The organism is Methylobacterium sp. E-046 (genome assembly GCF_022829625.1).
In the GTDB taxonomy this organism is placed as follows: Bacteria; Pseudomonadota; Alphaproteobacteria; order Rhizobiales; family Beijerinckiaceae; genus Methylobacterium; species Methylobacterium longum.
In genome coordinates this window covers 1-9,065 of the sequence record NZ_JAKSYP010000149.1, presented here as the reverse complement: position 1 = coordinate 9,065, position 9,065 = coordinate 1, and the positions used below count along the sequence as shown (strand labels likewise).

General features: G+C 64.0%; 7 protein-coding genes and 1 pseudogene. 4 read left to right on the top strand and 4 right to left on the bottom strand.

Features of this window, described 5'->3' with window-relative positions; translation table 11 throughout:
• Positions 1 to 2,578 (top strand): PAS domain-containing protein (locus tag MKK82_RS12880; protein WP_243985954.1); only part of this gene is annotated, 2,578 nt, incomplete at its 5' end.
• A 225-nt stretch (positions 2,579 to 2,803) separates the two neighbouring features.
• Here the strand turns inward: MKK82_RS12880 and MKK82_RS12875 are convergent.
• The 3 genes from MKK82_RS12875 to MKK82_RS12865 all read right to left on the bottom strand — a co-directional run bounded on the left by MKK82_RS12875 (position 2,804) and on the right by MKK82_RS12865 (position 6,246).
• Entirely contained in the window at positions 2,804 to 3,199 is a 396-nt protein-coding gene (locus tag MKK82_RS12875) for a response regulator (RefSeq protein WP_279602972.1), read from the bottom strand.
• Between the two features lie 67 nt (positions 3,200 to 3,266).
• On the bottom strand, positions 3,267 to 5,039 hold the full coding sequence (locus tag MKK82_RS12870) for a PAS domain-containing protein (protein WP_243985953.1): 1,773 nt from the start codon (positions 5,037 to 5,039) through the stop codon (positions 3,267 to 3,269).
• A 460-nt stretch (positions 5,040 to 5,499) separates the two neighbouring features.
• The gene (locus tag MKK82_RS12865) at positions 5,500 to 6,246 is read right to left on the bottom strand and encodes a Crp/Fnr family transcriptional regulator (RefSeq protein WP_243985952.1); all 747 of its coding nucleotides are present in this window, start codon (positions 6,244 to 6,246) and stop codon (positions 5,500 to 5,502) included.
• Positions 6,247 to 6,595: 349 nt separating this feature from the next.
• On the opposite strand from MKK82_RS12865, the gene MKK82_RS12860 reads away from it, so the two are divergent.
• Positions 6,596 to 6,856, top strand: coding sequence for a DUF6894 family protein (locus MKK82_RS12860; RefSeq protein WP_243985951.1), 261 nt, complete (start codon positions 6,596 to 6,598; stop codon positions 6,854 to 6,856).
• A 351-nt stretch (positions 6,857 to 7,207) separates the two neighbouring features.
• Entirely contained in the window at positions 7,208 to 7,465 is a 258-nt protein-coding gene (locus tag MKK82_RS12855; protein ID WP_243985946.1) for a DUF6894 family protein, read from the top strand.
• A gap of 504 nt (positions 7,466 to 7,969) precedes the next feature.
• Here the strand turns inward: MKK82_RS12855 and MKK82_RS12850 are convergent.
• Positions 7,970 to 8,248, bottom strand: coding sequence for a hypothetical protein (locus tag MKK82_RS12850; protein WP_243985945.1), 279 nt, complete (start codon positions 8,246 to 8,248; stop codon positions 7,970 to 7,972).
• Positions 8,249 to 8,546: 298 nt separating this feature from the next.
• Between MKK82_RS12850 and MKK82_RS12845 the strand changes: the two are divergent.
• Positions 8,547 to 9,065: pseudogene (locus MKK82_RS12845) on the top strand (helix-turn-helix domain-containing protein); the annotation flags it as partial.

Below are 9,065 nucleotides of genomic sequence, written 5' to 3'. Positions count from 1 at the left end.
CCAGCACGTCCCGATCTTGCGCCAAGGTCGCATCGAGGATGCCTACTGGACCTACGGGTTCAGCCCGATCGATGACGAGACCGCGTCCAACGGCATCGGCGGGGTAATCTCGATCCTGACCGAGACCACCAAGCGCAAGGCGCTGGAAAACAGCCTACGTGGGCTCAACCTGTCGCTCAAAGCCGAGAGCGACCGCCTACGCGATATGTTCAAGCAAGCCCCGAGCTTCATGGCGGTGCTGCGCGACCCGGACCACCGCTTCGAGCTGACCAACGACGCCTACCAGAGGCTGATCGGCGGGCGCGACGTGAGCGGTCTTCCAGTCCGGGAAGCACTTCAAGAGGTTGCGGGGCAACCGTTCTTCGACTTGCTTGATGGTGTCTACGCGACGGGTGAGCCGTTCATTGGACGCGGCGTGGAAATCTGGCTGGAACGCACGCTCGGCGCACCGAACGAACGGCGCTTCCTCGACTTCATCTACCAGCCGATCCGTGACCCGGCGGGGGCCGTGGTCGGCATCTTCGTCGAGGGCACCGACGTCACCGACATGCATGTGGCGACCGAGGAATTGCGCGAGCGCGAGCAGCGCCTCCACCTCATCGTCGAGGCAGCTACCGACTACGCAATCATGACCACGGACCGCGAGCGGATCGTGACGGGTTGGTCTGGTGGTGCATCGGAGATTTTCGGCTATGCCGCCGAAGAGATCGTCGGCCTGAGCGTCGACGTGCTCTTCACGCCGGAGGATCGTAAGGCTGGGCAGCCGGTCAAAGAGTTGACTGACGCGCGCGCGGAGGGGCAGGCACCGGACGTTCGCTGGCATCTGCGCAAGGACGGCACCCTTGTCTTCCTCAACGGCTCGTTGCGGGTGCTGCATGACGCGGCCGGGCGGGAACTCGGCTTCCTCAAGATCGCTCGCGACGAGACCGAGCGGCGCGCGTCCGACTTGGCTCTGCGCGAGCTGAACGCGTCCCTCGGACAACAAGTGGCTGCACGGGTCCAAGAGATCGTCGCACAAGCGAAGGTCCTGGACGCGTCCCAGGCGCGTCAGCGGGTCGTGTTCGATCTGACCCGTCAGTTGATGGGTATCTTGGAACTCGATGGCACCGTTCTGGAAGCCAACACGGCCGCGCTGGAAGCGATCGGTGGGGAACTGACCGAGGTGGTTGGCCGACCCTTCTGGCTGACCCCCTGGTTCACCGGCTCGCCCGGCATGAGCGATCTCGTGAAGGGAGCGGCAGCGGCGGCCGGCAGCGGCCAAAGCATTCGGACCGAATTGCCTCTTGTTCTGCCAAGCGGTGAGACGCGGATCTACGACTTCGGGATGCATCCTGTGCGCGACAAGGACGGTCGTGTGATCGAAATCATGCCGGAAGCGACCGACATCACCGAACTTCGCAAGGCTGAGGAGGCGCTGCGCCAGTCTCAGAAAATGGAGGCGGTGGGCCAGCTCACCGGTGGCTTGGCGCACGACTTCAACAATCTACTCGCAGGGATCTCAGGCTCCCTGGAGATGATGCAGAACCGCCTGCAGCGGGGGCGGTTCAACGACGTCGAGCGCTACATGACGGTCGCGCAAGGAGCCTCAAAGCGCGCTGCCTCCCTCACGCATCGCCTGCTGGCGTTCTCGCGCCGCCAGACGCTCGATCCCAAGCCTACCGACGTGAACCGCCTCGTCGCGGGCATGCACGAGATGGTCCAGCGCACGGTCGGCCCAGGCATTCCGGTCGAAGTGGTCGGGGCCTCCGACCTATGGCCTGCACTGGTGGACCCGTCGCAGCTTGAGAACGCCCTGCTCAACCTGTGCATCAACGCGAGGGATGCGATGCCGGATGGCGGGCGCATCACGGTCGAGACCCACAACAAGTGGCTCGACGAGCGGGCCTCCCGCAAGCTCGACATGCTGGAGGGGCAGTACCTGTCCCTGTGTGTGACTGACACCGGCACCGGCATGAGCCCGAACGTGATCGCCCGGGTGTTCGAGCCGTTCTTCACGACGAAGCCTATCGGCGAGGGCACCGGCCTCGGCCTGTCGATGATCTACGGCTTCGCCCAGCAGTCGGGCGGGCAGGTGCGCATCTACTCCGAGGTCGGCGAGGGAAGCACCATCTGCATCTACCTGCCGCGCCACTACGGCGAGGTCGAGGACGAGGAAGGTGATGCCAAGCTCGCTGCTCTGGATCGGTCCGATCAGGGCGAGACGGTGCTGGTGGTGGACGACGAGCCATCCGTACGGATGCTCATTACCGACATCCTGGAAGACCTCGGATACCTCGCCATCGAGGCGGGCGACAGCGCGGCGGGGCTGAAGGTGCTTCAATCGGATGTGCGCATCGACCTGCTGGTGACGGACGTGGGCCTGCCGGGCGGCATGAACGGGCGGCAGATGGCCGAGGCGGCGCGCGCGCACCGGCCTTGTCTGAAAGTGCTGTTCATCACCGGCTACGCGGAGAATGCGATCCTCGGCAACGGGACGCTTCCGCCGGGGATGGCAGTGCTGACCAAACCGTTCGCCATGGACGCGATGGCGACGCGCATCCATTCGCTGATCGAGGCCGACAAAGAGGACGAGCGGTAGTTGGAGGATCGTCCGCCGTTGTCGTGCTCCAGACATCCTTTGCGTGGCGGGTGCACTCCCGCTACCCACCCCGAGCGGTAGTTGCCGGACGGCCGACGAATGGCTGCTCACGAGGAGCGTTCATGGCGATCCAGGCGGCCGGGTTGGGTCGGATGCGGTACATCCGCTTCGGGACAACAGGTCCGGGTCCGCTGCCCACCCCTAGCGGAACTTAGAAGGGTCGGCTTACGGCTCTGATGGTAATCTTGAGATGAGTTCCGTCATAGCCCGCACCAGCTCCGCTTCTAGATACGGCTTCGTTAGTCGCGGGCGGTCACGGTAACCATTGGCATCGGACACTCTCACATCCCCGGTCGCAAAGAGATACGGCACACCCAAAGCGCCCAACTCAGCAGCGACAGCATAGACTGTGTCGCCGTGGCCGAGATTTACATCCAGTACGGCGGCGTTGAGAACTTCATCCTTAATGAGATCGAGAGCCTGATCAACGCTGGGGATCGGTCCTGCCACAGTCGCCCCGGCCGCCATCAGCCAATCCTTCACATCCATGGCGATCAGGTACTCGTCCTCGACCACGAGGATACGACGGCCTGCAAGCGGTTCAACAAGCTTGGGCACCATCCCTCCCGGGGTACGCGACGACAATGCGCGAAGGTAGGCGTACTGGATAGATGTGCACTCACTCAGATCATGAGACTGGCATCTCAATTCGGCAACGCGCGCCGTCCGCGCCGAGCGTGTAATCGACGCTGGCTTGGAGCGCGTAGGCCAAGGCCCCTTGGATCAACTCGGTGCCGAAGCCGCGCCGCGTCACCTTCTCCGGCTCGACAACCACACCGCTCTCGACCCAGCTCAAGGCCAAGCGGCGACGCTCGCGCCGGTCAAACACCACCTCCCAGGTGATGGTGAGGTGCCCGGTATCGTCCTTCAACGCCCCGTACTTGACCGCGTTGGTTGTCAGCTCGTGCAGAGCGAGCGCGAAATTCTGCACCTGCCGCGCGGTGAGATGCACTTCTGGTCCTGTGGCATCGACGCAATTGGACACCTCATGCACGTGCGCGGCGAGTTCCGCCCGCACCAGCGCGCCGACCTCGACGGTGTCGCAACCTCCCTGACTGAGCAGACCCTGCGCCCGGCTGAGCGCCTGCAGACGTTCCTCGAACGCCTCTACCGAGCCGCCGAGCTTGATGGTCCGGTTCGCGATCGCCGCCACCACCCCCAGAAGGTTGCGAGCCCGGTGCTGCAGCTCGTTCACCAGGATTTCCAGGCGCGCCTGCAACGTGCGCCGGTCGGTGACGTCGATGTTGACGCCCGACCATTTGCGGATCGTCCCGTCCGGCCGCGTGATCGGTACTACGTGGACGTTCGACCACCGCCACGACGCACTCGGCGCGTGCCAAAGCCGGTACTCGGCGTCGACGGCGCAGCCCGCCGCGACCGCCGCGCGCCACTTGCCCTCCGTGTCCGCGCGGTCATCGGGATGGACCGCCTCGGTCCAGCCGTAGCCCTGCCACTTTGCCAAGCTCTGTCCGGTGAAGGCGCGCCAACCCGGGCTGTCGGAGACGATGGTCCCGTCCGCACGCGCCTCCCAGCTAAACTGGCCGAGCCCCTCGATGAGCCCACGAAACCGCTCCTCGCTCTCGCGCAAGGCGATTTCACCCAGCTTGCGCTGCGTGATGTCACGCACTGTGCCCTTCATACGCCGGACATGTCCCCCTGCGTCGGCATCGATCCGTCCCTGCGCCCCGATCCAACCGTGCTTACCGTCCGCGCGCTGGATCTGGCACTCGAAGCTCCAGACCCCATCCGCGGCAATCGCATCCTGGAAGCGGGCGTCGACCCAGCCTCGATCCTCCGGCGCAACGTGGCCAAGGAAGACGTCGTAGGTCCATTTGGGCAACGGCGTTCGGTATCCGAAGATGTGATCGTGCTGTGGTGAGCGCCAAGCTTCGAGCGTGACGAGGTCGAGTTCCCACGCGCCGACTTCGCCCCCCTCCAGGGCACGTTCGAAGCGTTCCTCGCTCGCGCGCAAAGCCGCTTCGGCACGCAACCGGTCACTGATCTCGAAGCCGACCATATGCGCCGCGTTCACCGCACCCATCTCGTCGCGGACAGGGGTCAGGTAGGCGTCGAATACTTCGCCCCCGCCTAGATCGAGGGATTGGGCTGGAACGTGCACGCTCTCGCCCGAGAACACCCGATCGTACAGCGAGGCGACGACCGGCCACGTGTCGGGGAACGTTGTGGGCACGGGGCTACCGAGCGCATCGGGATGGCGGTCGCCGTAGAGGCGCGCGGCAGCGTCGTTGTAGATGAGGATGCGCTCGGGTCCGATTGCGAGACTCGACACGAGCGTGTTGGTGAGCACCTGCTCGACCATCAGCTTGAGACGTTCCGACCAAGCCTCACTCGGCCCGAGCAGGGTGCCCGCCCACTCATGGTCGCGGATGCGCGAAGCCATCTCGCCGCTTCCGTGGGGCCAAACTGACATATCGACCTTATGCTGAACTGCGGCTGGCTAAGCATGTCCGCTTACGGACTGCCGGACAACGATGGCGTCCCACCCGTTGCGGACCTTTGTCCTATGACTGAAACATGTCTGGTATCCGACCGGTTTTCCGACAATATCGGGCGGAAGCCTGACCGTCAGCCGTGGCAGATGCGCGATCGTCCTGCTGCATTCCACAAGGGTCTCGGACGTCCGCGTCTGCGCGTTCCAGAAGCCGAAAACTATGTGATGGAACGGCTATGCTGTTCACTTTTGCTGCGTCTCGCTGGGGCAGGCCCTATTGGACCAGCCTTGCCATTGCGCCTGATGCATGAGCTACCAGCAACAGAACCGAGGCCTGCGTGATGGCTGCTATGGGTGGGGAGCGGACCCCGCTCCGCTGTCCGAGAGCAGACGTTCCGCAGAGGCCAATCTACGACGTACCCGAGAGCCGACGTTCGTCGTTCTCGCGTCGCCTGAGGTGGAGGTACTTCGGATCGAACTCGGCGAACGCTATCAGCCGCGCTACGTCGGGAATGCGCACGCGCTTGCTCCTCCATTCGAGCAGGCCCTGACCTCGCAGATCCTGAAGGACCCGGTTCACGTGCACGCTGGTGATCCCCAGCGTGTCTGCGAGATCATCCTGGGTCATCGGGAACTCGAAGCTGTCCTCGTCCACCAGGCCTACGATCCGCAGGCGCACGAGCAACTCGCAGACGAGATGGGCTATCTGTCGGTCGGCATCGCGTTGACCCATGTTGACGAGCCACGCCCGTAGCGTGCCCTCATCGACCAGGGTCGCCCACCAGAGCGCTCGCGTGATGCGGGGGTGGTGGGCCGTTAGATGCTCGATGGCCGAGCGCGGGATATCCACAATGGTGCAGCCCCAGCTGGTGCCGATGCTGTGGTCCATCTCGCCGAGTATGGCGACGTGCAGGTCGCAGAAGTCGCCCGGCACCAGGAAGGCCATGATCTGGCGCCGCCCGTCAGTAAGGGCTTTGTAGCGGCAGGCGAAGCCTTCCACGACGAGGTGCACGTTCTCTGGCCGCTCGCCTTCGGGGCTGATGTCCGTACGCCGCGCGACGCGACGGGTCCTTCTGGTGAGGTCCTGTAGGACGGCACGGTCGTCGCCGGTCAGTCGCGCTCCGTATCCGAGCTTCATGATCAGCGGATTGGACATTCGTGCTCTCTCGCAGCTCGGCCGCGCTGAGAACGAGGAACCGCGAGGCTTCCTTCCGCCATCAGTCGGACGTCGGTTCGGGACCGAACTCCTGTATGTGCGGGGCAAATCCCCAACCTAAACCAAGTTCCGCTTTATTACATATGTGGTTCGTTTCTAATTGCTGCCGCGCAGTTGTGGCGTGCTGCTCCAATCAATTCGGCTTGCGCAGTTATATGGCTTGCAAATCAAACGTGTGTTGTAGCGTCTCTCGGTTGTATGCGGCACAGGAAGGCATCGCTGGTTGATCGACTGTAGGCGCCAGCGGCTGGGTGAGGTGAGCGCTCCCGCCTGCGACGCGGAGGGCCTGATGCCCCGCTTCTTCATCGACACTTTCGACAGCATCGTCGTCATAGATGACGTCGGCCACGAGTTGCCGGACGAGGCTGCTGTGCGAGAGGTTGTCCGCAAGACTTTGGCCGACATGCTCGGGGCCGAGCATAAGGGGCCGCCCGCTGCTCAGTACCGGGCTGAGGTTCGCGACGAAGCTGACAAGAGCATACTGACCGCCTCTGTGCTCATCGTCATCGATAAGGCGCCGGAGCGGAAAGCGGTCGAAGCTGCTGAGTAGTACTGTCCTTTGTGCGGAGATTTCCGACTCCCGCAAAGGGTCGTGGGCGGGCGCGGCGGCGGCGTTCGGCCTCATGCATTGTTGCCTGATAGCGGATCGGCGGAAATCCATCCGTCCTAGCCGTTGGTCTACATCTACTGAGCTGCCGTGAAGCAGGCGCTCCCAGTTTCCGAAGGGCGATTATACCGTTCGCACATACAGTGCGGCATATTCTTCGGGGATCGGGAAACCTGATCCATATGTGATTGCCGCCCGCCGCTGTATGGCACAGCTGACGGTAGTCGCGGTCTCTGACTCAGGCATGTCCGCGATCGAGAGCCGTGGCTCCCGCCTTCAACGGCGGAGGTGCATGTGCCGCGCTATCATTTCAACGTCTATGACGGCGTGACCCTGCTCGACAAAAAGGGGGTCGAATTGCCGGACACGATGTTCGCACGGCGAGAGGCCATCCGGTATGCCGGCGTACTTCTTGAGGAAGGCGCAAGGCTAGAAAGCCTTGGTCAGGAATGGCGAATGGAAGTCACGGACGGGACAGAACTAATCCTGTTCCGACTAGATTTCTTTGTGACATTATTGCCAGCCGTCAGCTCTCTGGACGGTCCAAAATAGCCAGCTTCAATCTTTTGACACCTTGGCTTCGCGATCCACTTCAGCGCCGTATCGAAGTGAGTTTCGTCCTCGCTCGCGCTGGCCTCGCGCGCGGCTCCGATGAACCGGCGGCGCTGTTCCTCAGGGGTAAGCTTCTCTGTCTCAAGCTTGCCGACCGCCTTCGCCATTTTGGCGTCCGATACCCTCACTTCGGTAGCCGCCTCGTCAGCGCGAGTTCGTGCCGAACTCGCGCGCTCAGCCTGCAACAGCGAGCCTTTGCCGGCTGCTCAGCCCTGTGCTCACCTCACGTGCCAGTTTGCGGGCTTGGTCAATCCGCTGACCTTGATCAGCCCCGTCCCGAATACGAGCGCCCCGGCTCCAACGACAGCCATCACCGCAAACAACCAGAACCACTGCATCGAGCGCTCCTCCTACTCAACAACCGTCCTGAAGCGGCTTGCGCCACTGGTGTGCGGAAGTGACCTTCGGCGAGAGCGTGCCGAGGGCCCTCGGCTTAGCTGAGGTTCAAGGCTTGGTCGGATGCGCCGCCATGATGGCGGTGGCCAATCCGTTCCGGAACGTCTTCTCTTGTGGCCCGGCCCGCTCCACCCGTTTCAGGGCAGGCGTCGCCTCTACGATGGTCGCGATGTCGAGGGTATGGCCGCTTGGGAAGCGATAGGGACCAGCAGCCGGGTCCCGCATGTAGGTGTCGATCGCTGCGACGATCTCTTGGCTGCTGATGATGCCGGTTCTGCGCAGGTCGGCGAGGGTCAAAGGTCGGGCCGGCATGGTCGCGCTGATCATCCCCCAACGTTGACTTAACGGTGCCGCCCGGCCGACATGGGCTGTTCCGGCCGGGCTCGTTCCATCGAGTCGAGAGCCGGCAATTCAGGAGACCATCGCCGCGAGACAGAGACCCTGAAAAGCCAACAGCCCCGACCCGGCAAGGTCGAGGCTGTCGAAAAACCTGAGGCCCTGTGAGGACCGCTTCGCTGCCCCTCACAAGCCATGAGACCCCCCGGGGTGTCAAGACGGAACCTGTGTCCGTCAACGGGAAGGCTTTGCCTGGACCCTAGCCGCGGCCCGAGAGGGACCGGGTTCGATGAACTATGCCGAAGAGATCCGCCGACAGGCGGAGGCGGCCCCGCGCGCCGCGTTGCCGGCCGTCACGGCTGCGCTGTGGCGTGCCTACGGGGAAGGGAAGGTCACGGAGGCCGAGGCCGAGGCGCTATCCGGCCTGATTGAGGCACGAACGGACGCCTCCGCGACGAGGCGGCTTTCTCCGGCTGCACCGACCAGTTCTAACCCAAGCGGTATCTCCCCCACTCAGGATCGCGCAGGATCGCCAAGGAGGGCCGTCGGCTCGCGCCCGCGCACGGATGCTTCGATGGAGCGCCGTCGCCGCTGGGCCGCCTCGGGGCGGCTTCCACCGGGGCTCGCAGCCCGGTTCACGCTGGCCGAGCAGGCGGTGCTGGCCCTGGTGGCTGCCGAGACTACGCGCCGGAAGGACTGCCGGCTGTCGATCGAGAACATGGCCGCAGTCGCAGGGGTGTGCCGCTCGACGGTCAAGAACGCGATCCGCGAGGCGCGCCAGCTCGGCCTGCTGACCGTCGAGGAGCGC